We start from the raw sequence: 25,322 nt of genomic DNA, 5'->3' as shown, positions 1-25,322 counted from the left end.
ACTCCTTAAACCTTTTCAACCTGGACAAGGTTTGTGTGGGATGGGTTGCCCTTCGCCAGCGGCGACGGACGCTGCGTGGTCAGCACGTTAATACTCCCCGCCTGGTCGATGCGGTTGGCATCAGGGCTGTACCAGGCCCCTTCCCCCAGCGCCACCACGCCTGGCATCATGCGCGGCGTCACTTTGGCTTCAATGTGCACCTCGCCGCGCCCGTTGAAGATACGCACGCGATCGCCATTGCTGATGCCGCGTGCTTTGGCATCCATCGGGTTGATCCACATCTCCTGACGGCAGGCGGCCTTAAGTACGTCGACGTTGCCGTAGGTGGAGTGCACGCGCGCTTTGTAGTGGAAACCGGTCAGCTGCAGCGGGAATTTCGCCGTCAGCGGATCGTTGTAGTTCTCAAAACCCGGCGTGTAGATTGGCAGCGGATCGATAACGTCCCCTTCCGGCAGCTCCCAGGTCGACGCGATTTTTGCCAGCTCTTCGGAGTAGATTTCGATTTTGCCCGACGGCGTGGTCAGCGGGTTCGCCTGCGGATCTTCACGGAACGCTTTGTACGCCACGTGATGCCCTTCCGGATCGCGCTGTTTGTACATACCCTGCTTGCGGAAGGTATCGAAATCAGGCAGGTCAGGGACTGCCTTACGGGAGAGTTCATGCAGATGGCGCATCCACCCTTCCTGTGTACGCCCCTCGGTAAACTGTTGCTCAACGCCAAGACGTTTCGCCAGTTCAGACGTCATCTCATAGATGGTTTTGCACTCGAAGCGCGGCTTGATGGCCTGATCCGTAAAAATCACGTAGGACATGTTGCCGCAGGAGGCGTCCAGCGCGAAATCCATCTGCTCAGAGGCGGTGCAGTCCGGCAGCAGGATATCGGCGTATTTCGCCGAGGAGGTCATGTGGCAGTCGATCACCACAATCATCTCGCACTTCTTATCATCCTGCAGGATTTCATGGGTGCGGTTTATTTCGGAGTGCTGGTTGATGAGACAGTTACCGGCATAGTTCCAGATCATCTTGATTGGCACGTCCAGCTTGTCCTTGCCGCGCACGCCGTCGCGCAGGGCGGTCATTTCCGGGCCGCGTTCGATCGCATCGGTCCACATAAACATGGAGATGCTGGTCTGAACAGGGTTATCCAGCGTCGGCATACGTTCAAACGGCACTTCATACGAGCCTTCACGCGCGCCGGTGTTACCGCCGTGAATACCGACGTTGCCGGTTAGAATGGAGAGCATGGAGATGGCACGGGTCGCGATTTCGCCGTTCGCATGGCGCTGCGGTCCCCAGCCCTGGCTGATGTAGGCCGGTTTGGCCGAGCCAATCTCGCGCGCCAGCTGAACGATACGCTCCACCGGAATACCGGTGATGGTGGACGCCCACTCGGGCGTTTTCGCCACGCCGTCGCTGCCCTGCCCGAGAATATAGGCCTTGTAATGGCCATTTGCAGGCGCGCTGGCTGGCAGGGTTTTCTCGTCATAGCCGACGCAGTATTTATCCAGGAAAGCCTGATCGACGAGGTTTTCTGTGATCATCACCCATGCCAGCGCTGACACTAATGCCGCATCGGTACCCGGACGGATTGGGATCCACTCGTCTTCACGTCCGGCGCCGGTGTCGGTATAGCGCGGATCGATGATGATCATGCGGGCATTGGATTTTGCGCGAGCCTGTTCCAGGTAGTAGGTTACCCCGCCGCCGCTCATGCGGGTTTCGCCCGGGTTGTTACCAAACAGCACGACCAGCTTACTGTTTTCGATATCGGACGGGCTGTTGCCGTCCGCCCAGCCGCCGTATGTGTAGTTCAGGCCAGCAGCAATCTGCGCCGATGAGTAGTCGCCGTAGTGATTAAGATAACCGCCGCAGCAGTTCATCAGGCGCGCCACCAGCGTTTTTCCCGGCGGCCAGGAGCGGGTCAGCGTGCCGCCGAGCGTCCCGGTGCCGTAGTTCAGGTAGATGGATTCGTTGCCGTACTCTTTGATAAGGCGCTGCATATTGGTGGCGATGATGTCGTAGGCTTCGTCCCAGCTAATGCGCTCGAACTTCCCTTCCCCACGCTTACCGACGCGCTTCATCGGATATTTCAGGCGGTCCGGATTATACACGCGACGACGCATGGAGCGGCCGCGCAGACAGGCGCGAACCTGATGTAACCCTTCATAGTTATCGTCCCCGGTATTGTCGGTTTCGACATATTTAATTTCGCCATCCACCACGTGCATACGCAGCGGACAACGGCTACCGCAGTTAACGGTACAGGCACTCCACACCACTTTTTCCGGAGCTGAAGCTGGGGATAATGCATCCGCCGCTGAAGCCAGTCGGGTAAAAGGGAGCGTGAAAGCGCTGCTGGCTACGGCCAGGCCGCCTATTGCCGTGGTTTTCATCAACCCACGGCGAGTGACCTCGGCAGCCATTAATGCTTCAGGCGCGTTGATTTTCATAGAGACTCACTTTGGTTGCTCACAAAGAAAAGAGTGGCGGCGCAAACCGCTATGTAGTTTTATATACAACGAATTTTTACGTAATCAGCTTTTTATGCTGACTTTCATTCGGAGGAGTATTACTACTTTAGAGGGAGGGGGTATTGCGTCGTGTCAATTCAGCGGCATAAAAAAAGCGCCTAAAGGCGCTTTTTTGTTGTGAGGCAAAGAATTAGCCGATGTACTGCTGGCCTTTCATGTACGGACGCAGCACTTCAGGGATCTCAATACGACCGTCCGCCTGCTGGTAGTTTTCCAGCACGGCAACCAGCGTACGGCCCACAGCCAGACCAGAACCGTTCAGGGTATGCACCAGACGGGTTTTCTTGTCAGATTTGCTGCGGCAGCGTGCCTGCATACGACGCGCCTGGAAATCCCAGACGTTAGAGCAGGAGGAGATTTCACGGTAGGTGTTCTGCGCAGGCACCCACACTTCCAGATCGAAGGTTTTGCAGGCGCCAAAGCCCATATCACCGGTGCACAGGGCCATACGACGGTACGGCAGGCCCAGCAGCTCCAGCACTTTCTCAGCGTGGCCGGTCATCTCTTCCAGCGCGTCCATGGACTCTTCGGGACGGACAATCTGCACCATCTCAACTTTGTCGAACTGGTGCATACGGATCAGACCGCGCGTGTCGCGACCGTAAGATCCAGCTTCAGAACGGAAGCACGGAGAGTGTGCCGTCAGCTTAATTGGCAGGTCGTCTTCATCGATGATCTCATCACGCACGAGGTTAGTCAGCGGCACTTCCGCGGTTGGGATCAGCGCGTAGTTGCTGCTGTCGGCTTCCTCGTCCAGCGGACGGGTATGGAACAGATCGCCGGCAAATTTCGGCAGCTGACCCGTACCGTACAGCGTATCGTGGTTAACCAGATACGGCACGTAGGTTTCGCTGTAGCCATGCTGCTCGGTATGCAGATCCAGCATGAACTGCGCCAGCGCGCGGTGCAGATGGGCAATCTGGCCTTTCATCACCACGAAGCGAGAACCGGTCAGCTTAACCGCTGCCGCAAAGTCCAGGCCCGCGTGCATTTCGCCCAGCGTTACGTGATCGCGCACTTCGAAGTCAAACTCACGAGGCGTACCCCAGCGTTTCACTTCAACGTTGTCGTTTTCGTCTTTGCCGACAGGCACGCTGTCGTCAGGAATATTCGGGATAGCCAGGGCAATATCACGAATCTCGGCCTGAAGAACGTCCAGCTCAGCTTTCGCCTGATCCAGTTCTTCACCCAGTTTGTTCACTTCCAGGCGTAATGGCTCAATATCTTCCCCGCGCGCTTTCGCCTGGCCGATGGATTTCGATCGAGAGTTACGCTCTGCCTGCAGATTTTCAGTTTGTACCTGCAGTACTTTACGACGCTCTTCAAGAGCGCGCAGCTTATCTACATCCAGCTTAAAGCCCCGGCGTGCCAGTTTTTCAGCGACTGCGTCTGGCTCATTACGCAGCAGATTGGGATCGAGCATGCTTATCCTGTGCTTATCGAATTAAAATAGGAAAATGTGACCACAGCCTGCGGCCACAAGGATACTATGCCAACATTACCGCAACGATTGAACTAACGGTAGCGTTTTATAGGGCTATTTTGATCCTGTCCGGCGAGCCAGGTGAGCTTTTCACCAATCTTGCCTTCAAGACCTCTGTTTGTGGGGTGATAATAGCGCGTTTGTGCCATCTCCTGCGGGAAATATTCCTCTCCGGCAGCGTAGGCGTTGGGTTCATCATGAGCGTAACGATACTCCTGCCCATACCCCATCTCTTTCATCAGTTTGGTCGGCGCGTTACGCAGATGAACCGGCACATCGTAGTCCGGGCGTTCGCGCGCGTCTGACATCGCCGCTTTGAAAGCGGTATAAACCGCATTACTTTTCGGCGCGCAGGCCAGATAGACAATCGCCTGCGCAATGGCACGTTCGCCTTCCGCCGGCCCAACGCGGGTGAAGCAGTCCCAGGCCGACAGCGCGACCTGCATGGCGCGAGGATCGGCATTGCCGACATCTTCTGACGCAATCGCCAGACAGCGACGCGCGACATATAACGGATCGCCGCCCGCAGTGATAATGCGCGCGTACCAGTAAAGCGCCGCATCCGGCGCGCTGCCGCGCACGGACTTATGCAGCGCCGAGATCAGGTCGTAAAAACGGTCGCCTTTGTTATCGAAACGCGCGCTGCGTTCACCCGCAATTTCGGTGAGCAGTTCCTGCTTCAGCACCCGCTTCCCGGCATCGTCGACTTCGGCCATATCGGCCATCATTTCCAGCGTATTCAGCGCACGACGCGCATCGCCGTTGACCAGCTCGGCAATCGCACGACGCGTGTCGTCAGGCAGAACGATATCCTGTCCGCCGTAGCCGCGCGCTTTGTCGTCCATCGCCTGGGTGAGAACCTTTTCGATATCTTCGGTGGTCAGCGATTTGAGCAGGTAAACGCGCGCGCGGGAAAGCAGCGCCGAGTTCAGTTCAAACGATGGGTTTTCGGTGGTCGCGCCGATGAAGAAGATCGTGCCGTCTTCAATATGCGGCAGGAAGGCATCCTGCTGGCTCTTGTTGAAGCGGTGGACTTCGTCCACGAAGAGGATGGTGCGACGTCCGGCATTGCGGTTCTGCCGCGCACGCTCGATCGCCTCACGGATCTCTTTCACGCCGGAGGTGACCGCCGAGATGCGTTCAACGTCCGCGTTGGCATAGCGGGCGATCACTTCTGCAAGCGTGGTCTTGCCGGTGCCAGGGGGGCCCCAGAGGATCATGGAGTGAAGATGCCCGGCCTCAATGGCGCGCGGCAATGGCTTACCGGCAGCCAGCAGGTGCTGCTGGCCGATGTACTGCGCTAAATTTTCTGGCCGCATACGAGCGGCCAGAGGTTGAAACGCGTTATCTGAAAAATCGAGCGACAGATTGCCCACTCACGCCTCTTACTTATTGCGTTGGTCGTCCACCGTTACGCCCTGCGGCGGGGTAAAGGTGAATTTCGATGCATCAACGGCGCCGTTCTGCTGAGATTTAAGCTGGTAGCTGCTGCGCTGATCGTCCTGCTCAACCGCGCCGAACTGATTAATGGTACCGTTGGTGCTTACGTTAATGGTGAACTGCTTCAGGTTGCCGTTGCTGCCTTTCGGCGTCAGGACAAACTCGTCACCCGTCTGTTTAATATTGTACTGCTGCCAGTCGCTGGACTGGTTACGGGCAATCAGCATAAACGGTGTATTGCTGGTGGCATCTTTCAGCCAGGTCGCCGTTGCCTGCTCAACGAACGGGTTGAAGAACCATAAGGTTTTACCGTCAGAGACCAGGATGCTTTCATCCGGCTGGGTCATGTGCCAGTTGAACAGATTCGGGCGTTTTACCCACAAATCTCCCTGACCTTCCTGCACCGCGTTGCCGCTGCCGTCCGTCACTTTTTGCGTGAAGCTGGCGTGGAAGCTGCTTACTTTATCCAGTCGGCTTTTAAGGTCGCTGGCTGCATCAGCCCAGACGCTGCTGGCGACAAAACTGGTGAGTAATGCACAGGCGATGGCGATTTTTTTCATTGTTATTCCTTAAAATACGTCTTCCCGATATGGGGTTTCCGTCTTCTATTCTGGACCTGCCCGAAGGCAGGCGACAGAAGAAAATGCTTAATTTTGGCTGATTTACCCTTCTTTGCAATCGCTGAAGGTTAATCAAACGGCGGCGGTGCCAGCACCTCGCGGTTACCGTTATGCCCCTGCTCGCTCACAATGCCCTGCGCTTCCATCTGCTCGATGATGCGCGCCGCGCGGTTATAGCCGATGCGGAACTGACGCTGCACGCCTGAGATGGACGCTTTGCGTTTTTCGGTAACGAAGTTAACCGCCTGATCGAATAACGGATCCAGCTCTTCGCCGCCGTCGAAGCCACCGCCGCCGCCTTCGCTTTCCGTGTCGCTGGTAATACCGTCAACGTATTGCGGACGACCGCGCGCCTTCCAGTCCTGCACAACGGCGTGTACTTCCTCATCGCGGACGAACGCACCGTGGACACGCACCGGAGAGGTGGAGTTCGGGCCGGAATAGAGCATATCCCCCATACCCAGCAGCGACTCTGCGCCGCCCTGGTCAAGAATGGTACGGGAGTCAATTTTACTGGATACGGTAAAGGCGATACGCGTCGGGATGTTCGCTTTGATAAGACCGGTGATCACGTCCACGGAAGGACGCTGGGTCGCGAGCACAAGGTGAATACCGGCCGCACGCGCTTTCTGCGCCAGACGGGCAATCAGCTCTTCCACTTTCTTACCGACGGTCATCATCAGGTCAGCAAATTCATCGACCAGCACGACGATATAAGGCAGTTTTTCCAGCACCGGATGCTGGGCATCCATACTGTCACCCGGCTTCCAGTAAGGATCCGGGATTGGACGTCCCATGCGCACAGCCTGGGCAATTTTCTCGTTATAGCCGGCCAGGTTACGCACGCCCAACGCAGACATCAGCTTGTAGCGGCGTTCCATCTCGTTGACGCTCCAGCGCAGGGCGTTGGCGGCGTCCTTCATGTCGGTGACCACTTCGGTCAGTAGATGCGGGATGCCTTCGTAGACCGACAGTTCGAGCATTTTCGGGTCGATCATGATGAAACGCACATCTTCCGGCTGCGCTTTATAAAGCATGCTGAGGATCATGGCGTTCACCCCGACAGACTTACCGGAGCCGGTGGTACCCGCAACCAGCAGGTGAGGCATTTTGGCGAGATCTGCCACCACCGGATCGCCTGCGATATCTTTACCCAGCACCACGGTCAGCGGGGACGGGTTATCGCGGAACTTGGTGTTATCCAGCACTTCACGCAGGTAGACGGTCTGACGTTTCTTGTTCGGCAGCTCAAGGCCAACGTAAGGCTTGCCCGGAATCACTTCCACCACACGTACCGCCACGGTCGACAGAGAACGCGCCAGGTCGCGTGACAGGTTGGAAATACGCGCGGCTTTAACGCCGGGCGCCAGGTTCAGTTCAAATCGTGTGATCACAGGACCCGGCGAGTAGTTCACCACGTCCGCTTTGATGCGGAAGTCAGCCAGACGCGCTTCCACCAGACGCGCCATCTGCTCCAGCGCGAAGGTATCAACCGGCTCCACTTCTGACGGCGGCGGCGTTAACAGATCCAGAGACGGCAGCGGCGTGCTTGGACGCTGCAGCGGACGGCTGTCACCGTTACGCATCAGCAGCGGGTGAATCAGACTTTCCTGCGGCTGAGGCGCAGGCTGCTGGAACTGTGGTGGCTGCTGCGGTTGCTGAACAGGTTGATGCGGCTGCGCATACGGCTGCTGAACAGGCTGCTGCGGCTGCACGTAGGCTTGTGGTGCTGGCTGCTGACGCACAGGCTCCGCTTCCGGCATCACGCTCGGGGTAAATAAAGGCTCGCTCGGGCCATCATCCACCAGATCCTTCATCGGCGAGAATTCAAAATCAGACAGCGAGAACGGATTTGCGCCAGCCGGTTGCTCACCGGAATAGCGCTGCTGCTGGGTGGCGGCAAACTGGCGCGCCAGTTCTGCTTCAGCCGCGTCCTCTTCGTCTTCCAGCACCGGTTCATCGTGCTGGTATTCTTCACCGTAGCGCTGATTCTGCTGCGCAGCGAACTGACGGGCCAGCTCGTCCTGCTGCATTTCATCGGCGTCATCTTCGTACTCAGGCTCGCGCGCTTTCTCTTCGGCCATACGCTGGGAAGGCAGCTTGATGCCATAAGAGGCAAGCTCACGGCGGGTTGGAACGCGAACGCGGTTAGGGCGAGGCAGTTGCGGACCAATCCCCTCCTTCACCTGAGGACGTGGCGTGCCCCCTGTTGCCAGGCTAAAGACAGGTGCAGCTACGGCAGCGGCAGCGGTAGCCTGCTTCACGCTTTCCGCTACGGGTGCGACTGCAGGCGTCGGGTCGATCGGTGGAACGGAAACAGAAGGCGCTTTCGTCACCGGCTCCTGCACCGGTTCAGGCACAGGCTGGTACCAGGCCGCCAGCTGCTCGCGTTCACGCGCACGACGCTCTTCAACTTCTTCAAAATAGTACATCGGTGGACGAGAGGGTTTTACCTCTTCCACGATTTCAGGTTCAGGCTCCGGCTCTACATAAGGCTGCACAGGTTCAACCGGCTCAGGCACATACCCCTGATAAGGTTGGGCCACAGGCTGTTCATAGTGCGGGTAATCTTGCGGTTCATACGCAGGCTGCGGCGGCTGATACGGCTGCTGCCACTGCTCCTGCTGTACAGGGATGTAGCTTTCAGGTTCAGGCGCGATAACGGGCTCCGGCGTGTGAACGCCCGGCGCAGTCTGCCAGTCAACCTGAGGCTGCTGAATAACGGATTCCGGTGGCGAAACCGGCGCGGATGGCGTCACGGCGTCGACAGGCGCGGCATACGCCTGCGCAGCGGTCGTCGCGGCTGCGGCGGCCGCAACCGGCTCGGTAACCGAATGGCCATTTAACAGCGGATCGTATTCGTCGAAGTCACCCGGAGTGGCCCGGCTGCCGGAGAAGAGCACATCGTCAGGATCGACGGCGACACCCGCCGCGCGATACGCTACCTGCTCGTCTTCATCCATGCGTTTACCGGAGAAGAGCGCCGCATCGGTTTTACGACCCAGCGGGTTGGCAAATTTCTCAGCAACACGCTGACGACGGGCCAGCGCGCCGCGCAGAATACGCGCACGACGAGACTCGCGACGCTGCACAGGCGCGTCATCTTCCTCTTCATCTTCGTATTCTTCTTCATCAACCCACGTATCGTCACGGCGAGTACGGTTGCTGGCGAAAGTCAGAATGGTGAGGATAAAACTTCCGATCTTCTCGGCAATGCTCACCCAGGACCAGCCGGTAAACAGCGTCAGCCCGGCCGCCCAGATACACAGCAGCGCCAGCGTGCCGCCGCTGCTGTGCAGCATCGGCTGCAGTGCAGAACTGAGTAAACTGCCGATCACCCCGCCAGAGGCGAAGTACCAGATATCATCTGCATTGATTGCCGCCAGCCCGCACGAGGTGAGGATCAGCGCCAGCGCGCCAATCAGGCGCAGCGACACGGCAAAATAGTCGATGTAATCATCGTTCTGACGATGACGCCACGCAAACCAGCATCCGCCAATGATAATGACGGGAAGGGTGTAGGCCATCACACCGAAAATGAAGAACAGCGTGTCCGCAAGCCAGGCACCGGGGACACCGCCTAAATTATGGATAGGCTCATGCCATGCAGTTTGTGACCAGCTGGGATCTGAGGGGTTGAAACTGAGTAAGGCTGCCATCAGCCAGACGGCAAAAAGGGCAATAACAATCAGCAAAGCCTCGAGGAGACGACGTCCGCTGCTTAGCTTCGATAGTGTGACTTCTTTGTCTTCAGTGTATTCCTGGCTCAAAAAAGGCTCTCCAGGTATCAGGCATATCCTGCCTTTTTGCTAAAACGGACAACAGCGCCGGGACTCCCCGGCACTGTTGCTGTATGGATTAACAGGAGTGTAATCAAACTACGCTGATTTTGCACCTGTTCCGTGTTAGCGCGTCTTAATAACCAGACGATTGCTCTGTTTGACCTCTTCCATCACCACATACGTACGGGTGTCATTCACGCCTGGCAGACGCAGCAGGGTTTCCCCCAGCAGCTTACGGTAGGCGGACATATCAGGCACACGGGTTTTCAACAGGTAGTCGAAATCACCGGATACCAGATGACACTCTTGAATTTCTTCAAGTTTTTGTACAGCGGCGTTAAATTGCTCAAACACATCCGGCGCACCACGATTCAGAGTAATCTCAACAAATACCAGAAGTGAGGCATCCAGATAATGCGGGTTCAGCAGAGCAGTATAGCCCTGAATGAAACCCTGTCTTTCCAGTCGGCGCACACGCTCAAGGCACGGCGTCGGGGAAAGTCCCACACGTTTTGAAAGCTCGACGTTGGAAATACGCCCATCCTTTTGCAATTCATTAAGAATGTTACGATCGATACGGTCGAGATCTTTGCCAGGGCGCTTCTTGCTATCTACCATTATTATTGTCTCTCTGTATTCCTTCCCTACTCCTGCCTGGACCCTGTGCACATCACTGTTCAGAGCCTGTACCCGTTAGTCATCACATCGCCTGGTTTTGTATTAGACGCGATGCGGATTCGGGTTCTGTTGGTAAGAAGACCGTTGCCCGAAGGCAGTCACCGACATCACGTATGGCGTCTGTCCACGCCATGCGTAGATTTCACTGACCCGGTAAAAATGGCATTTACGTGCATGCCTATGCGGCATACGGTTAACGCGGTTTTTTTTCTTCCTTGAATGTTTTCGCAAAAGCGCAGGGGATTGTCAAAGCAAAACATCGTTTTTTAGTACAACATGCCGGATATTCATTACGGCAGGGTATTAATCCTCATTTTATTGCCTTACAAACGACCGGTTTTCAGGCGAAAGCGTGATGTTATAGCGCGCCACTCATCGTCCGTGGCTATTACACAGATTGATATCAAAATTGCTGCGCTCTTTTTTTACGACAACAAATTCCCTACAATCCAGCCAAATGTCTGCCAACAACAATGGGGATCTCATGGGCACGGCCAAACACAGTAAGCTGCTAATCCTTGGTTCTGGACCTGCGGGATATACCGCAGCGGTCTATGCTGCACGCGCTAACCTGCACCCGGTACTCATCACCGGTATGGAAAAAGGCGGTCAGCTGACCACCACCACCGAAGTGGAAAACTGGCCAGGGGACCCGAACGACCTGACCGGGCCGCTGCTGATGGAACGTATGCACGAGCATGCCGCTAAATTCGAAACTGAAATTCTGTTCGACCACATCAATAAGGTCGATCTGCAGAACCGTCCGTTCCGCCTGACGGGCGACAGCGGCGAATACACCTGTGATGCGCTGATCGTCGCCACCGGCGCTTCTGCCCGTTACCTCGGTCTGCCATCCGAAGAAGCGTTCAAAGGCCGCGGCGTCTCTGCCTGCGCAACCTGTGACGGTTTCTTCTATCGCAACCAGAAAGTCGCGGTCATCGGCGGCGGCAACACCGCAGTGGAAGAAGCGCTCTACCTGGCGAACATTGCCTCTGAAGTGCACCTGATCCACCGTCGCGAAACCTTCCGCGCGGAGAAGATCCTGATCAAACGTCTGATGGATAAAGTGGCAAGCGGCAACATCGTGCTGCATACCAACCGTACCCTGGAAGAGGTGACGGGCGACCAGATGGGCGTTGCCGGTCTGCGTATCCGTGATACCCAGAACACCGATAACGTCGAAACGCTTGAAGTGGCGGGTCTGTTTGTGGCGATCGGCCACAGCCCGAACACCGCAATCTTCGATGGTCAGCTGGAGCTGGAAAACGGCTACATAAAAGTGCAGTCCGGCATTCACGGTAATGCGACCCAGACCAGCATCCCGGGCGTGTTCGCGGCTGGCGACGTGATGGACCACATTTATCGTCAGGCGATTACCTCTGCGGGCACCGGCTGTATGGCCGCTCTGGACGCTGAACGCTACCTCGATGGACTGGCTGAACAAGGTAAATAATCTTTACAAGTCAGTAACAAACGTAAATAAAGGCGGCGATAAGTCGCCTTTATTGTCTCCCCGTTGTAACATTGCGCTGCCCAATTTCTAATAACGTCACCTGCAAAGTACGCAATGGAAAAAACCCGTCAACAAGAGTTAACACGCTGGCTGAAACAGCAAAGCGTTATTTCCCGCCGCTGGCTTACGATTTCCCGTCTCCTGGGATTCGTTAGCGGTCTGTTGATTGTTGCCCAGGCATGGCTGCTGGCCCGCATTCTTAATCACATGATCATGGAGAACATCCCGCGCGAAGCGCTGTTGCTGCCCTTTATTGTCCTGATCCTGATTTTTATCCTGCGCGCCTGGGTGGTGTGGCTGCGTGAGCGCGTCGGTTTTCACGCCGGACAGCACATCCGCTACGAGATCCGCCGTCAGGTGCTGGATCGCCTTCAGGAAGCCGGACCCGCGTGGATCCAGGGTAAACCGGCCGGTAGCTGGGCGACGCTGATCCTTGAGCAGATTGACGATATGCACGACTACTATGCGCGCTATCTGCCGCAAATGGCCCTTGCCGTCTTCGTTCCGCTGCTGATCGTGATCGCCATCTTCCCGGTGAACTGGATGGCTGCGCTGATTCTGATGGGCACCGCCCCGCTGATCCCGCTGTTTATGGCGCTGGTCGGCATGGGGGCAGCGGATGCCAACCGCCGTAACTTCCTGGCACTGGGTCGCCTGAGCGGCCATTTCCTCGATCGTCTGCGCGGCATGGAGACGTTACGCATTTTTGGCCGCGGTGAAGCGGAAACCGAAAATATTCGCCAGGCATCGCAGGACTTCCGTCAGCGCACCATGGAAGTGCTACGCCTCGCCTTCCTGTCTTCCGGCGTACTGGAATTCTTTACCTCACTGTCGATTGCCCTCGTGGCGGTCTACTTTGGCTTCTCCTACCTTGGCGCGCTGGATTTCGGCCATTACGGCACGGCGGTGACCCTTTCTGCCGGTTTCCTGGCGCTGATCCTGGCCCCGGAGTTTTTCCAGCCGCTTCGCGATCTGGGAACCTTCTATCACGCCAAAGCGCAGGCGGTTGGCGCAGCCGATAGCCTGAAAACGTTCCTTGAAACGCCGCTGGCTCACCCGGAGCGGGGTGACGTGACGCTGAATGCTAAAGACCCCGTGACCATTGAAGCGCAGGACTTTTCTATTCTGTCACCGGAAGGCAAAGTGCTCGCGGGTCCGCTGAACTTTACCTTACCTGCCGGACAACGGGTGGTGCTCGTTGGCACCAGCGGTTCCGGTAAAAGTTCTTTGCTGAATGCGCTATCCGGCTTTATGGCCTACACGGGTTCACTGCGGATCAACAAAACCGAACTGCGCAATCTCGATCCAGACGCCTGGCGTAAACAGCTCAGCTGGGTGGGCCAAAACCCACAGCTTCCAGCCTCTACGCTGCGTGAAAACGTTCTGCTGGCGCGCCCGGACGCGCGTGAAGATGAACTGCAATCGGTGCTCGACCGCGCCTGGGTCAGCGAGTTTCTGCCGCTGCTTCCGCAGGGGGTAGATACCGTGGTCGGCGATCAATCCGCCGGGCTGTCGGTTGGACAGGCGCAGCGCGTAGCCGTTGCCCGCGCGTTGTTGAATCCTTGTCAGCTGATGCTGCTGGATGAGCCCGCCGCCAGCCTGGACGCCCACAGCGAGCAGCGCGTAATGGAGGCCCTGAACGCCGCCTCCCGGCAGCAAACCACCCTGATGGTTACCCATCAGCTGGAGGGGATTGCCGACTGGGACCAGATCTGGGTCATGGAGAACGGCCGTATTGTTGAGCAAGGCGATTACGCCTCTCTCGTTGCCGCGCAGGGACCGTTTGCCGCCCTGCTGGCGAACCGTCAGGAGGACATCTGATGCGTGCTCTGCTGCCTTATCTTGCGCTCTATAAACGCCACAAATGGATGCTGACGCTGGGGATTGTGCTGGCGATTGTCACGCTGCTCGCCAGCATTGGCCTGCTCACGCTTTCCGGCTGGTTCCTGTCGGCCTCGGCCGTCGCGGGCTTTGCCGGTTTATACAGCTTCAACTATATGCTCCCGGCTGCCGGCGTTCGCGGTACCGCCATCACGCGGACTGCCGGACGCTATTTCGAACGGCTGGTCAGCCACGACGCCACTTTCCGCGTGCTGCAGCACCTGCGCATCTACACCTTCAGCAAACTGCTGCCCCTCTCCCCTGCCGGGCTGACGCGTTTTCGTCAGGGTGAATTACTTAACCGTGTTGTTGCGGATGTCGACACGCTGGATCACCTTTACCTGCGCGTGATTTCCCCGATCGTGGGCGCGTTTGTGGTGATTGTGGTGGTCACGCTGGGGCTGTCTGTTCTGGATGTTTCCGTTGCGCTGACGCTGGGCGGGATCATGCTGCTGACGCTCATCATTCTGCCGCCGCTGTTTTACCGCGCCGGGAAATCCACCGGGGAAAACCTGACGCGCCTGCGCGGGGACTACCGCCAGCAGCTTACCTCCTGGCTTCAGGGGCAGGCAGAGCTGACGATTTTTGGCGCCAGCAAGCGCTACCGTGCGCGGATGGAAAGTACGGAGCTTAACTGGCATGAGGCCCAGCGCCGCCAGTCGGAACTGACGGCCTTCTCTCAGGCGCTGATGATGTTAATCGGCGGCGTGGCGGTGATTGCCATGCTGTGGCTGGCTTCCGGCGATGTCGGGGGAAATTCACAGCCGGGTCCTCTTATTGCCCTTTTCGTCTTCTGCGCGCTGGCGGCGTTTGAGGCGCTGGCCCCGGTGACGGGCGCCTTCCAGCATCTGGGTCAGGTGATCGCCTCTGCCCTGCGCATCACCCAGATTGCGGAGCAGGAGCCCGAAGTTACGTTCAGTGCCGGGCAAACCGCTGTACCAGAGCAGGTTGCGCTGACGCTTGAAGATGTCACCTTCGCCTACGACAAACAGGCGCAGAACGCGCTGGACGGTATCAACCTTTCAGTTAAGGCAGGACAGCGGATGGCGATCCTCGGCCGTACCGGCTGCGGTAAATCGACGCTGCTGCAGTTGCTGACCCGCGCCTGGGATCCGCAGCGCGGTCAGATTCGTTTTAATAACACGTTGCTGACCGATTTCAGCGAGCAGGCCCTGCGCGAGACGGTGAGCGTCGTTCCGCAGCGCGTGCATCTGTTTAGCGCCACCCTGCGTGATAACCTGCTGCTGGCCGCGCCAGAGGCCTCTGATGATGCGCTTCGCGCCGTGCTGGAGCAGGTCGGACTGCAAAAACTGCTTGAGGACGACGGGCTGAACAGCTGGCTGGGCGAAGGCGGCCGTCAGCTCTCCGGCGGCGAGCTGCGCCGTCTGGCCATTGCGCGCGCGCTGCTGCACAATGCGCCGCTGATGCTGCTCGACGAACCCACCGAAGGGCTGGATGCCACAACCGAAAGCCAAATCCTTGATTTACTGGCGAATGTCATGGCCGGCAAAACCGTGCTGATGGTCACACACCGCCTGCGCGGACTGGCGAGTTTTGATCAGATAATTGTGATGGACAACGGGCACATTATTGAGCAAGGTAGTCACGCAGAGCTGTTGGCGAAACAGGGTCGCTACTACCAGTTTAAACAGCGTCTGTAGACTATATTTGTAGCGTCCTTACTCGCGTACTGGAGTTTTGCTGTCATGCGCCTGGTCCAGCTTTCTCGTCATAACATCGCGTTCCCTTCTCCGGAAGGGGCGCTGCGTGAGCCCAACGGGCTGCTGGCCCTTGGTGGTGACCTCAGTCCCGCGCGGCTATTAATGGCGTACCAGCGCGGTATCTTCCCCTGGTTTTCCCCCGGCGATCCGATTTTATGGTGGTCCCCCGATCCGCGCGCCGTGCTGTGGCCAGCGCAGTTTCACGTGAGCCGCAGCATGAAGCGTTTCCATGCGAAATCACCCTATCGCGTCACCCTCAACCACGCTTTTGGTCAGGTCATTGAAGGCTGTGCAGAAGACCGCTATGAAGGAACATGGATAACCCGCGATATCATTACCGCCTACCACCAGCTCCATGAGCTTGGCTACGCCCACTCCATCGAGGTGTGGGAAGGCGGAGCACTCGTCGGCGGCATGTACGGCGTGGCGCAGGGGACGCTGTTTTGCGGCGAGTCGATGTTCTCTCGTGCGGTTAACGCCTCGAAAACCGCGCTGCTGGTCTTCTGCGAGGCGTTTGCTCAGCGCGGCGGACGCCTGATCGATTGTCAGGTGCTCAACGAGCATACGGCCTCCCTGGGTGCGGTTGAAATTCCGCGACGCCAGTATATCGAACAGCTGGATGCCAGCCGTCAGGAGAAGCTCCCGCGCGACTTCTGGATACCGGGAACGCTCTTTATGCCCAATGCCTAAATGTTTTCCGCATATTTTTTGTGAGGGTGTTATAATTATGCCGCAGAGTAGCTTCTGCCTGTTGCCCCGCCGCCGTTTGGGACCCTCGCTTCAGATAACGTCCTGACGTTTATCCTGTCGTCTCCCCTTTACGAATGCGCTTCCTGTTCGGTTGTACCGTGACGCTTGGGCAATGCGCCGAAACTGTTTTGCTGCGTTTTAATCGCGCAATTCTTTACTTAATTGATGAATTTCGGCATTATCTTGCCGGTTCAAAACTTGGTAGTGATACCCCAGAGGATTAGATGGCCAAAGAAGACAATATTGAAATGCAGGGTACCGTACTTGATACGTTGCCTAATACCATGTTTCGCGTAGAGCTGGAAAACGGTCACGTGGTAACTGCGCACATCTCCGGTAAAATGCGCAAAAACTACATCCGCATTTTAACGGGCGACAAAGTGACTGTTGAACTGACCCCGTACGACCTGAGCAAAGGCCGCATTGTCTTCCGTAGTCGCTAATTGTTTTCGCCTGTAATGGCAGATGAATATTAAATAAGGCCGGGATTTTCCCGGCCTTACTTTTTTGTGCTGCAGGCGATTATTTGAACAATTATTTAGCCGTTCGTTTCAGCGTCAGGGCTGTCTGGTCGACAGCAAGGCCAGCCACTGTAAGTGACCGACATTAGCAGCCGCAATGCCCTTTTAATGGCTGTGTCTGGCTATGCTATCAGCCGTTTGCCACCTGATAACCTTTATTTATCAAAGCATCAAGCTCGTCTTTTGCAAACAACCTTGCCCGGTAGCATTCACCAGGGAACTCTGGATAGCCATCCATCGAGCAAATCAGATCGTAGATTGTGGCAATAATATGGCCTGTTGCATCGCTGATAAAGAAAGAGCGTGCGTGGTTGGTGTAGATGCCATAGTAGTCACCATAATCTATTGCTGCTCCCATAAAATCAGTGACTTGAGGAACACGATCGGAGGGTAACTGGATAATACTACCTGCCTGGGTTGCTGTATTGGCGACGAGATCAACAGCATAGAACATGACTCTCGCAGGATCGGTTTTGTAAGAATCAGCCGTTGAATCACGTGTAATATCTCGAGTAACCGCATTGCCTACATTATCGACGCAGGAGCGATTATCAAAGAGCGAAAGAACAAATTTTCCCTCAGTCTCATTGCTTAACCCAGCAAAAGCACTATTTTTAGTGACGAACACGGTATGAGCGCCATTTTCAAAATTCTCAATACCGGAAGTATCTATCTGCGTAACGCCCTGTCCTGCTGCAAAATTACTGTTAAACCCCCCGGTATTAATACTCCATAATATCTCACCATCGGCAGGAGAAATACCAAACGTCAGGCCTGCAGAGCGAGTATGGACAACAATCGCTTCAGCATTTGCCTCGCCTGCGGGGATCCAGGAAAGCGAGTTAAGATGAGCATCGTTTGTGGGGCTATTATTCAGGATCTGAGTATTATCAAATGCACGAGTATAATTTTTTGCCCACAACATCACGCCTGTCTTTTCATCAAATTTTAAAATTGATGCGTCCTGTCTCATCGTGTTGGTCGAACGGTCCGGGTTATCATTACCAATCATGAAAAGATTATCGGCTGAATCCCAGATAAGATCGTGGGTGTTAGCGTAGCGGTTACCATCGCGGTCACGTAAATCAAACTCCAGAATCTCGTTGCCTAAAATATCGATTTTGAAAAAGCGTCGCCCATACCAGTGTTCATCTTCATCACTGCCGATATAGAAATAACCATTATGCGTTTTTAGCATCTGATTACGGTAGGGCTGAGCATAATAGCAGCGAAGGTCGCCGTTCCGGTCGTAGCCATCACAATTGGTAGTCATTACCCAACTGTTTCCCCATACGGTCGTGAAGTTAGAGGGATCCGTTTGCTCAATATCGATATGGAAAATTGTCCCATCGCGGTAGAGTTGTTCCTGTGTGCTTACCTGGATGGTTTGATTAAAAACTTCCACTCCGCTAAGGTTTTTAAAGACAACCTGCACCTGGTTAAGGTAGTTTGCATACAGTCCAATAACCGGAATTTTTATCTCTGGTAAAGAGACAATGTCATTTGAAGAATACGTAAAGTCTAAACTTGTCGTGCTAGTCGATCTTCCCAGTACCGTATAGGAATATGTTATCGCCTCATCAATTATAAACTTCAGATAGACCGCAAGCTGGTTGTTAGCAGGAGCGAGATCCATTCCAAGATAGGTAATTGCCATATTATTCACCTGTTGTTAATTATTACTGTGTAACTTCTTTTACTCGCATCTCATTCACCTGTTGGGGAATGATCTTATTTCCTTTCACCAGATAATCAATAACCGCATCGGAAAGGTTATATCCACCTTTTACCTGTTTGTTCTGGCCATCAATGAATGCAGTAAAACCATCGCCACCAGGAGCAAGGAAACTATTTGTCGCTACGCGATAGGTATCTGAGTCTACAATTGGCTTGCCATTAAGCGTAAGTAGCACAACGCGTTGCCCAACAGGTTTATGTTGGTCGTAGCGCATTTCCAGTCCTTTCGACATCTGCAAAACACCGTTAGTGAGTGATGCACTATGCTCCATAAGATTTCGTAAGGATTTCCCTTTCAAATCCATTACGGTTAGCTCATTTGGAAACGGGAACGCGCTAATAACATCGCCGAGAGTTATCGGACCGGCATTCAAATCAGCCCGCAGACCACCTGAATTAGTGAGCGCCAGTTGCGCATCGGGCGCAGCAGCAAGCATTGCATCGGTAAATAAATTGCCCAGCGAAGATGATTCCCCATAGGCGCGCGTAAGCGTAACAGGCGTCTCTCCAACTTTGTGGCGAACCGTTTCGGAGAGCTTTTTATTCCAGCTATCAATAACACTCTGAGTTGCCGGATCGGGTTTCCATTCATCAGCGTAAAGGGTTTTAAGTTCGAAGCTTTTTATTTTGTTGTGATGTTTTTTTAGATCCACATCCAGGACCAGCTTACCAATATCAATCCCACCGCTGTCAGTCGAAAGCACCAACGTGTTACCTACTCTAAGCGGCTCCGGCGTTCCAACATGCGCATGTCCGGTAATCAGAATATCCAGTCCTTTCACCTGCTTCGCCGTCTGGATATCCTTATCAAGGGCGCGTTTGACATCAGTATTACCGATACTGGACTGGCGTGCGGGGAAACCTTCATGCATGAGTGCAACGGTAATATCCACTTTTCCACGTAGGTCGTCCAGATAACGCTGGAGATATTTCACCTCGTCACGCGCTTCAATGCCCTGACGCATTGACGATGAAACGGTATCATCGAAAGCGAACACGCCATGCAACCCAATGACCCCAATTTTAACGCCATCCTTTTCGATGATGGTATACGGCTTATTCCAGAAGGGGACATTACTATTTTTATAAAACACGTTTCCTAACAGGATCGGGAATTTAGCCTGACTGAGCTGGATCAGCGTATTATCCCAACCATGGTCAAACTCATGATTGCCGACAGACGCAGCATCAAACGACATTGTATTCATGATATCTATGATTGCCCGCCCTTTTGTCAGGCTGCTAATGTACGGACCGGTAAAGTAATCTCCAGCATCGAAATAAAAAGTAGCCTTATTCTTTTGCTTTTCTTGCTTAACGTAAGTCGCAATATTTGCGAAGCCACCGACAGCTCTTTTACCTTCTGCAACATAAGGGAGTTTATAGGGCTCAACATGTGCATGCAGGTCATTGGTATAAATGACGGTAACGTCCTGCGCTGGACTTAGCGAAGCATATCCCGATAGTAATAAAAACGCGATTACTGTTTTTTTCATTTTTTAACTCTCGAATTAAAGAAAGAATTTCATTATCGATTAGCAAAAAACAGATTTTGTGAACCTTCTCACGACATATGGAAAAGGGAGACGCGAAAATTTACGACTAACAGAATCAGTTGGTGAAGCACATGGAATCCGCTCCAAAAATAGATCTCAATGTTTGTAAAAGCTGGTCATGTCCAAATCTCGGAATACCAGATGCGAGTGATTATGTTTTTCCTGTTTATCGTCTGGGCTACGCTGCTCTTGAATGTCAAAAATGTGGCAGCCTTCCTCCACTGTTTAATAAAAAAGAATGTGACGAGTGGTTCAGACAATTCATGCAGCGAAAATTAGGAAATACAGGACAAGGTTGCCCCCGCTGTTTTACCGCTCAGGTCATTCGCTATGGATACACAAAAGCCAGAAACCCACGCCTTCAGTGTTGTACCTGCCGCCATGTGTTTACTCCACACTATGACAATGCTGTATGCCTGAATAAAAATATCACCCTTCTCTCCCAGCTCGAACAAGGGGTGCACTCTGGTGAAACGACAAACCAAAGGGTCCTTGCGCAAGCGGTTAACGGGTTCGAACACGATCTGCATGTTTCACTCCCTGCGCTAACAAGGGTGTCAACGACCACAATGGTTATACCGTTTCAGGGTCATTCTGCGAGGCAGAAACTGTATGTTGTGATCAGTGCCGATGCTGACTCCGGCAAAATTATTCAAATAACAACCAACTATTGCGACTGGAAGGCAGGTGATTCGTTGCTCTATCAGGGTTCTAAGTCTTTCCCTTCTTCGATACTACCGTCGAGCAATACCGATCTTATTCGGGAGCAAGAAATGCAATTTCTTAAACGGAGTCAATTTGATGAAATTCAGTACGGTAGTGCCGAGCTTAAGCGAAACGACCGGGGAAGCATGGTCCGTCCTGTCATTACCATACACGGTCATTTCCAGCGATTAAAACGACGCTTCCCGGGTGTAACCGATCATTATCTCGCCCATGAGTGCGTTTTGCGCGGCGGGGCTATAACTGCCTGGTCAACAGAAGTCCGACTTGGAAAAACCGATCTTTGGTTTGTGTCTGAAAATACTGAAAACGCCAACCTCTCTGACAAAGCATTTTGCCTTACTGGTAGCTGGAAAATGGGATGGTGGAAAAATGTGTGGCAGCGTTGGGATAATGGCGAAATATGCAAGATGATTGGCCTACTGACCGGACAGCAAGGTACAGCGGAGCCCGCGTTAATTTCACTTGCATCCTGCACTGCATTTGCTGTCTGGCTGAAATCCCATCCATGGTCATTACAGTGCCATAACTATGGGGCACGGGTAGTGAGCCAGCATTTAGTGGGTCTTGGCTGTATTTATAACCAACATATGAAGGAAAATTCAGGTAGTTAAGGGCTTCATAACGCGAGCTGTACGGCAGCGAACTGCACTGTTTTATTGTCATCAAAAGTTATTAACGTCTTCCTGTAACACCCACTTTTCCGAAGATTTATCCATTTGGCGTCAGAGGAACTCCCCCGACGCCTCGGATCGACGTCAGGAAATAATGTGAATTACCGTTTTTGCACTTTGAGGTGCAACGACATCTGCGGCCATCGAATGCGTAATGTCATGCAGCAGTCCCGTCAGGTGCGGCAACATATCGCGGTCAAAATGCGATACCAGCAGTATATGGTTTAACGCGCGGCAGTAATCGCACTGTGTTGCGGTATCTTCCAGCAACCACTCTTTTTGTCGCGGCTGTTCCGCTTCGTCCTCAAATTCCATCACCTGAAAATCACGCATTGATTCTGTGAGGCCGGATTTCACCTCTTCCAGGTAGGCTCCGAGACAGCGGCAAACGGGCTGCGTTTGCGGGAGTGATTTGCAGTCGAGGAGGATTTCGGTGAGCAGTTTACAGCGCTCGGCCAGGGTTGGGAGATCGGGGTTGAGGGAGAGTTCGCTATAAAGCAGAGAAAGATTGTTATGTTCCATTTGATTATGACTCCGTGTGAAATGATGAGATCTCCACCCGAACGCCAACTCAGGTGGCAGACTGAACCGGTTTGGCGTACCGACCCACACGGGAAAATCGGCGCTTCAAAAGAAGCCCCGGTTCAGCCCACCATAATTGAGTCTGCGGATTATATCGCTAGCTTTCAAAAGTGTGAACGAACCTGATGATAGTTGACGTATCAATATCATTTCTCGTGTGTAATCAGGACGCCAATCCCGGCACTTGATTTTGCAGGTGCGCCGCCATTTTATTACTGTGGATTTATCCAGAAACTGACTTCGAAAGAAACTGGAAAGCGCCTCGCAAAATTCCTCTGCGGCCTGATGCCCTCACCCCAACCCTCTCCCACAGGGAGAGGGAGAAAACACTAAACACGACAACCCTGTTGCCGTTTTGCTTTTACCTTGGCCTGATGCCCTCACCCCGGCCCTCTCCCACGGGGAGAGGGAGAAAACAAAAAAAACGGCAACCGAAGTTGCCGTTTTGCTTTTATCTTACAACTCAGTGAGCCGCTTCCGGCTTGTGCTTCGCCGCACTCTGGAAATCGTACGTCAGTTCGTTCTTCGCCTGATCCAGCGCCACGGTCACCTGGCCGCCGTCCACCAGCGAGCCAAACAGCAGCTCGTTCGCCAGCGGTTTCTTCAGGTTGTCCTGAATCACGCGCGCCATCGGACGGGCACCCATCGCACGGTCGTAGCCTTTCTCGGCCAGCCAGTTGCGGGCCTCCTGGCTCACTTCCAGCGACACGCCTTTCTGATCCAGCTGAACCTGCAGTTCGACGATGAACTTGTCCACCACCTGATGGATCACGTCGGTAGACAGGTGATCGAACCAGATAATGTTGTCCAGACGGTTACGGAACTCAGGCGTGAAGATCTTCTTGATCTCCTCCATCGCATCGGTGCTGTTATCCTGGTGGATCAGGCCGATGGATTTACGCTCGGTTTCACGCACCCCGGCGTTGGTGGTCATCACCAGCACCACGTTGCGGAAGTCCGCCTTGCGCCCGTTGTTGTCGGTCAGCGTCCCGTTGTCCATCACCTGCAACAGGATGTTGAACACGTCCGGGTGCGCCTTCTCGATTTCATCGAGCAGCAGGACCGCATGCGGATGCTTGATCACCGCGTCGGTGAGCAGGCCGCCCTGGTCAAAGCCCACGTAGCCCGGAGGCGCACCAATCAAACGGCTGACGGTGTGACGCTCCATATACTCGGACATATCAAAGCGCAGCAGCTCAATGCCCAGCGCTTTGGAGAGCTGAACCGTCACCTCGGTTTTCCCTACACCGGTCGGGCCAGCAAACAGGAAGGAACCGACAGGCTTGTGGTCATGCCCAAGCCCGGCGCGGGCCATCTTGATCGCTTCGGTTAAGGCCTCAATGGCTTTATCCTGACCAAAGACCAGCATTTTCAGGCGATTGCCGAGGGTGCGCAGCGTGTCGCGGTCGCTCTGAGAAACGCTCTTCTCAGGGATACGCGCGATGCGGGCCACCACGGACTCAATATCCGCCACGTTAACGGTTTTCTTACGCTTGCTGGCCGGCATCAGACGCGCACGCGCCCCTGCCTCATCAATCACGTCAATCGCCTTATCCGGCAGATGACGGTCGTTGATGTATTTCACCGCCAGCTCCACCGCCGCACGGACCGCTTTCGCGGTGTAACGCACGTCGTGGTGCGCTTCGTACTTCGGCTTCAGGCCGTTGATGATCTGCACCGTTTCCTCGACGGACGGTTCGGTCACGTCGATTTTCTGGAAGCGGCGCGCCAGCGCACGGTCTTTCTCAAAGATGTTGCTGAACTCCTGGTAGGTCGTGGAGCCAATCACGCGGATCTTGCCGCTGGAGAGCAGCGGTTTGATCAGGTTCGCGGCATCCACCTGGCCACCGGAGGCCGCACCTGCGCCGATGATGGTGTGGATCTCATCGATAAACAGGATGCTGTTGGTGTCCTGCTCCAGCTGTTTTAACAGCGCCTTGAAGCGTTTTTCAAAATCACCGCGGTATTTGGTGCCCGCCAGCAGCGAGCCGATATCCAGCGAGTAGATGGTGCAGTCGGCAATCACTTCCGGCACGTCGCCCTGCACGATGCGCCAGGCAAGCCCTTCGGCAATCGCGGTTTTACCCACGCCTGACTCACCCACCAGCAGCGGGTTGTTCTTGCGGCGACGGCACAGCACCTGGATCGCGCGCTCCAGCTCTTTATCGCGACCAATCAGCGGGTCGATACCGCCAACGCGAGCAAGCTGGTTAAGATTGGTGGTGAAGTTTTCCATACGATCCTCCCCGCCTGCTTGCTCTTCATTGTTATTGACCTGATTGCTGGAATCCGATGCCTGGTTAGGCTCGTCTTTGCGCGTTCCGTGAGAAATAAAGTTAACCACGTCGAGGCGGCTGACTTCGTGTTTGCGCAGCAGGTAGGCAGCCTGTGACTCCTGCTCGCTGAAGATGGCGACTAAGACGTTTGCGCCAGTCACTTCGCTACGTCCGGAAGACTGGACGTGGAATACCGCGCGCTGCAGCACGCGCTGGAAGCTGAGCGTCGGCTGCGTGTCGCGCTCTTCTTCACTGGCTGGCAGCACCGGTGTGGTTTGTTCGATGAAGGCTTCGAGTTCCTGACGTAGCGCCACCAGATCCACGGAGCAGGCTTCCAGCGCTTCGCGGGCAGATGGGTTACTAAGCAGTGCGAGCAGTAAATGCTCGACGGTCATAAACTCATGTCGGTGCTCACGCGCTCTGGCGAAAGCCATGTTTAAACTGAGTTCCAGTTCTTGATTGAGCATAGGCACCTCCCCCAATTTTATGCCTTATCAGGCCTTTTCCAGCGTACACAGCAACGGATGCTCGTTCTCCCTCGCATAGTCGTTCACCATCGCTACTTTGGTTTCCGCCACTTCGGCTGTGAAGATGCCGCAGATAGCTTTGCCACGATAATGAACGGTAAGCATCAGTTGCGTTGCACGTTCTACATCATAAGAAAAGAACTTTTGTAGCACGTCAATAACAAATTCCATCGGCGTGTAATCATCGTTCATTAACATAACTTTATACATAGATGGCGGTTTTAGCGCATCGCGCACTTTATCTTCCGCCAGCTGGTCAAAATCCAGCCAATCGTTGGTCTTACCCATTATGCATAACCACTTTGAATCTACCTCAGATGTTAGATA

Annotated in this window: 17 protein-coding genes; 6 read left to right on the top strand and 11 right to left on the bottom strand. The window is 54.6% G+C overall.

Going from position 1 to position 25,322, the window contains the following annotated elements; translation table 11 throughout:
- Window positions 1-5: 5 nt before the first annotated feature.
- The 6 genes from dmsA to lrp form a co-directional block, all read right to left on the bottom strand.
- Complete coding sequence (gene dmsA, locus BJ885_RS03270) at window positions 6-2,450, bottom strand: dimethylsulfoxide reductase subunit A (RefSeq protein WP_029739491.1); 2,445 nt, start codon at window positions 2,448-2,450, stop codon at window positions 6-8.
- A gap of 211 nt (window positions 2,451-2,661) precedes the next feature.
- Window positions 2,662-3,954: a serine--tRNA ligase gene (gene serS / locus BJ885_RS03265; protein WP_008499983.1), complete on the bottom strand. Its 1,293-nt coding sequence runs from the start codon at window positions 3,952-3,954 to the stop codon at window positions 2,662-2,664.
- Between the two features lie 92 nt (window positions 3,955-4,046).
- Window positions 4,047-5,390 carry a replication-associated recombination protein RarA gene (gene rarA / locus BJ885_RS03260; RefSeq protein ID WP_029739490.1) on the bottom strand — a complete coding sequence of 448 codons (1,344 nt, stop codon included), beginning with the start codon at window positions 5,388-5,390 and terminating at the stop codon, window positions 4,047-4,049.
- 9 nt (window positions 5,391-5,399) lie between these two features.
- Entirely contained in the window at window positions 5,400-6,014 is a 615-nt protein-coding gene (gene lolA, locus BJ885_RS03255) for an outer membrane lipoprotein chaperone LolA (protein ID WP_023310983.1), read from the bottom strand.
- A 128-nt stretch (window positions 6,015-6,142) separates the two neighbouring features.
- Window positions 6,143-9,844: a DNA translocase FtsK 4TM domain-containing protein gene (locus BJ885_RS03250; protein ID WP_121931178.1), complete on the bottom strand. Its 3,702-nt coding sequence runs from the start codon at window positions 9,842-9,844 to the stop codon at window positions 6,143-6,145.
- Window positions 9,845-9,979: 135 nt separating this feature from the next.
- Window positions 9,980-10,474 (bottom strand): leucine-responsive transcriptional regulator Lrp, encoded by a 495-nt coding sequence (lrp, locus tag BJ885_RS03245; RefSeq protein WP_000228469.1) that lies wholly within the window; start codon window positions 10,472-10,474, stop codon window positions 9,980-9,982.
- A gap of 544 nt (window positions 10,475-11,018) precedes the next feature.
- Here lrp and trxB point away from each other — a divergent pair.
- The 5 genes from trxB (at window position 11,019) to infA (ending at window position 16,842) form a co-directional block, all read left to right on the top strand.
- Window positions 11,019-11,987, top strand: a complete 969-nt coding sequence (trxB, locus tag BJ885_RS03235) for a thioredoxin-disulfide reductase (protein WP_023616696.1) — start codon at window positions 11,019-11,021, stop codon at window positions 11,985-11,987.
- A 114-nt stretch (window positions 11,988-12,101) separates the two neighbouring features.
- A complete protein-coding gene (locus BJ885_RS03230; RefSeq protein WP_032658216.1) occupies window positions 12,102-13,868 on the top strand; it encodes a heme ABC transporter permease/ATP-binding protein CydD in 1,767 nt (588 codons plus the stop codon).
- A complete protein-coding gene (locus tag BJ885_RS03225) occupies window positions 13,868-15,589 on the top strand; it encodes a heme ABC transporter ATP-binding protein/permease CydC (RefSeq protein WP_121931176.1) in 1,722 nt (573 codons plus the stop codon). Before BJ885_RS03230 ends, BJ885_RS03225 begins: the two co-directional genes overlap by 1 nt.
- Window positions 15,590-15,634: 45 nt before the next feature.
- A complete protein-coding gene (gene aat / locus BJ885_RS03220; RefSeq protein ID WP_029739486.1) occupies window positions 15,635-16,339 on the top strand; it encodes a leucyl/phenylalanyl-tRNA--protein transferase in 705 nt (234 codons plus the stop codon).
- Between the two features lie 284 nt (window positions 16,340-16,623).
- Window positions 16,624-16,842 carry a translation initiation factor IF-1 gene (gene infA, locus BJ885_RS03215; protein ID WP_002211347.1) on the top strand — a complete coding sequence of 73 codons (219 nt, stop codon included), beginning with the start codon at window positions 16,624-16,626 and terminating at the stop codon, window positions 16,840-16,842.
- Between the two features lie 208 nt (window positions 16,843-17,050).
- Here infA and BJ885_RS03210 read toward each other — a convergent pair whose 3' ends face one another.
- Window positions 17,051-18,577: an aryl-sulfate sulfotransferase gene (locus BJ885_RS03210; RefSeq protein WP_121931175.1), complete on the bottom strand. Its 1,527-nt coding sequence runs from the start codon at window positions 18,575-18,577 to the stop codon at window positions 17,051-17,053.
- A gap of 22 nt (window positions 18,578-18,599) precedes the next feature.
- A complete protein-coding gene (locus tag BJ885_RS03205) occupies window positions 18,600-20,153 on the bottom strand; it encodes a bifunctional UDP-sugar hydrolase/5'-nucleotidase (RefSeq protein WP_121931174.1) in 1,554 nt (517 codons plus the stop codon).
- 131 nt (window positions 20,154-20,284) lie between these two features.
- Between BJ885_RS03205 and BJ885_RS23155 the strand changes: the two genes are divergently transcribed.
- Window positions 20,285-21,550: a hypothetical protein gene (locus BJ885_RS23155; RefSeq protein WP_147449207.1), complete on the top strand. Its 1,266-nt coding sequence runs from the start codon at window positions 20,285-20,287 to the stop codon at window positions 21,548-21,550.
- Window positions 21,551-21,694: 144 nt separating this feature from the next.
- Here the strand turns inward: BJ885_RS23155 and BJ885_RS03185 are convergent, their stop codons facing one another.
- The 3 genes from BJ885_RS03185 to clpS form a co-directional block, all read right to left on the bottom strand.
- Window positions 21,695-22,132 carry a hypothetical protein gene (locus tag BJ885_RS03185; protein WP_121931171.1) on the bottom strand — a complete coding sequence of 146 codons (438 nt, stop codon included), beginning with the start codon at window positions 22,130-22,132 and terminating at the stop codon, window positions 21,695-21,697.
- A gap of 523 nt (window positions 22,133-22,655) precedes the next feature.
- On the bottom strand, window positions 22,656-24,935 hold the full coding sequence (gene clpA / locus BJ885_RS03180) for an ATP-dependent Clp protease ATP-binding subunit ClpA (RefSeq protein ID WP_023335109.1): 2,280 nt from the start codon (window positions 24,933-24,935) through the stop codon (window positions 22,656-22,658).
- 27 nt (window positions 24,936-24,962) lie between these two features.
- Complete coding sequence (gene clpS, locus BJ885_RS03175) at window positions 24,963-25,283, bottom strand: ATP-dependent Clp protease adapter ClpS (RefSeq protein WP_006174393.1); 321 nt, start codon at window positions 25,281-25,283, stop codon at window positions 24,963-24,965.
- Between the last annotated feature and the right edge of the window lie 39 nt (window positions 25,284-25,322).

The organism is Enterobacter sp. WP_7_1 (genome assembly GCF_003688535.1).
GTDB lineage: Bacteria > Pseudomonadota > Gammaproteobacteria > Enterobacterales > Enterobacteriaceae > Enterobacter > Enterobacter asburiae.
Note: the sequence above shows the minus strand (reverse complement) of the source record. Positions and strands in the feature narration are given on the sequence as shown.